The organism is Kocuria sp. APC 4018 (assembly GCF_030407675.1).
Lineage (GTDB): Bacteria > Actinomycetota > Actinomycetes > Actinomycetales > Micrococcaceae > Kocuria > Kocuria rhizophila.
The window spans coordinates 1-2386 of the sequence record NZ_JASDCY010000110.1 but is presented as its reverse complement, the minus strand read 5'-3'; the positions used below and the strand labels follow the sequence as shown (position 1 = coordinate 2386).

Annotated in this window: 2 protein-coding genes; one reads left to right on the top strand and one right to left on the bottom strand. The window is 62.4% G+C overall.

The annotated features are described in order from the left end of the window. Window positions 1-170 precede the first annotated feature (170 nt). Window positions 171-1118, top strand: coding sequence for an Abi family protein (locus QL985_RS11995; RefSeq protein ID WP_259905519.1), 948 nt, complete (start codon window positions 171-173; stop codon window positions 1116-1118). A 60-nt stretch (window positions 1119-1178) separates the two neighbouring features. Here QL985_RS11995 and QL985_RS11990 read toward each other — a convergent pair whose 3' ends face one another. Next, the gene (locus QL985_RS11990) at window positions 1179-2171 is read right to left on the bottom strand and encodes a hypothetical protein (RefSeq protein WP_259905518.1); all 993 of its coding nucleotides are present in this window, start codon (window positions 2169-2171) and stop codon (window positions 1179-1181) included. Window positions 2172-2386 lie beyond the last annotated feature (215 nt).

The window sequence follows — 2386 nt, the reverse complement described above, 5'->3', positions numbered from 1 at the left end:
TAGTTTCTCGGGTGGGGAGCTCCTGCGGGCAGAACGCCAGACCGCCGGCATCATGGCTGCTGGCAGTGACGCGAGTGCTATACTCGTACCAACAGTTCAGCCCGCCTCGGATTCGTCCGGGAGTGGGCTGGATCTATTTCTCAGCCCTGACGGGCAGATGGGGCTGAAGCTTGACCAAGTCACTGAAGCCAGCCACCACGGTCGCCGCCCATATTGAGCGCTTGCGACATCGAGGCATGGATGTCGACGAAACGCTGGCCTACCAGTGGCTGTCGAACGTCAGCTACTACCGTCTCTCTGGCTATTGGTACCCCGCCCGGCGCGTCGACGACACCGACACGGTGCTCGATGAGTTCAAGGCTGGCACCGCCTTCAGCGATGCCATCGCACTGTACGAGGCAGATCGGAAGCTCCGTACGCTCGTTCACGACGGCATGGAACGCATCGAGATCGCAATGCGTACTCGCCTCGGGGAACTGTTGTGCAGCGAGAGCCCCGTTTCTTACAAGGATCCGACAAGGTTTCGCTCCGAGTTCGACCACGCGCAGTGGCTCGCGACCACACAGAAGCGCGTGAACAGGTCCGCGCGAACTAGCGATTCCATCAAGCACTATCGGTCCACCTACGACGGCAACTACCCCTTCTGGGTCCTGGCAGAGGTGCTCGATTTCTCGGACATTTCTCACCTTTTCAACGGTTTGCCCGCTACGGGTCAAAGAACCATCGCCGAGAGCCTCGGCATCGTCATCCACCCGGAAAACCTGTCCCGTGAACAGCGCCGCAAGGCCACACGGCAGTCCCCGCTAGCGCCATGGATGCACCAGATGACAGTGGTTCGCAACATCACTGCACACCACGGGCGCCTGTGGAACAGATCTTTCGTACCCGCGCCCACCACGGGACTTCGCACCCAAGGTTGTTTCCACGTGCTTCCTGTGGGTCAAAGTGAACGGATTTTCGGCGCTCTTACAGTGATGGCCCACCTGCTCCGCGTCGTGTCCCCTGGAACAAGCTGGCCAGCCAAGGTAGCGGACCACATGGCAAGCCAGTTCATGTCCAATGAGCTGGTTCACCCCCGCGCCATGGGTCTACCGGAGAACTGGCAGGGGACTCTATAGGCTTGGCGCTCCCCAGTGGAAACCAGGGCCTCTCGGTCGCCGCGCGTCAGCACGGGCGCATCACGGCCGCGGTGAGAACCCGTCCTCCCCCAGCGCCCGAACCGCCGCTGTGAACTGGTCCAGACGTAGCCGCATGTGGCCCCGCCGCACCGGGGCGCGAAGGCCCAGGTCAGCTTTCCTGTAGTCCACATTGTGCAGCGGCACCAGGCGAGGGCGGGTTCTGTTGATCCAGGGCCAGCGTTCGATGGCGTCGTCATTTCGCACCTGACCTCGGAACAGGGGAATTTCCGTCTTCCACTCCGCCTCGCCTGTTACCTCCACAATGGCGTAGCAGTTGTTGGTATCTCCCGCGCATATCAACACCAGATCGCCAGCTCTGAACCCCGGGCGACCGCTTTTGGGGCTCGCAAAGAAGTACGGAGCCAACCATGCCTCCGGCTTTGGCTCCCCGTACTCGACCTTGATCCACAGCTCTCGTTCCCCGCTCTGCGCATCCAAGAGCACCTGCTCGGCCGCGCGGCGCAATTCAGTGGGGTCGGCTGGGTCCGGCACCCGCCCCGGCATGGGAGCGACGCTCCGCGCCCTCTGCTCCAAATCATCCAGGTCTGCGTCGGAAACCACGTGGGCGGGCCAGCCTTCGATGGTGGCTCGCAGAGCTGCCACCTGATCGGGTGCCACCTCCACACCGATTTCGCGATTCGGCTCGGCGGCGTATCCCAGGCCAGCGCCAGTGAGATTTCCGGACCCCACGAGTCCCTGCTCCCCCACCAGGAAGCACTTGGCGTGCAACCGCTTCACGTGGCGCAGCTCCACCCCAGCGGCGGCAAGCCTTCTCAAGCCCTCCACCGAGAGGTACCCCTGGGCCGCCGCGAAAGGGTCCAGGACGGTGCAGAGGATGATCTCCCGATCGGATCCCCTCGCTGCGCGCACCAACCGCGCGCACTCCGCGTAGGACAGGTACGGGCTGGTCAGCAGCACGTTCCCCTCGTCGGAATGCAGGGCATTCTCAAGCCAGATGCCCGCGTGCTCAACGACCGCTCCATTCGTGTGCATGGAACCACCCTAGTGATGAACACCACGAGCCGGCAGACTCCACTCCGAGCTGTCTGTCCTGCTTTCAACCAGTGGTGCTCCTGATCTGTCCACTCAGTTGATCAGCAGGCTTCCGAAAAATTATGAGCAACTGAGTTACTCATAAAAATGCGACGGCCCGTTATGACTTGTGCCCCATGGCGGCGTCCAGGCGCCTCCTTCCAAACGCCCGCACG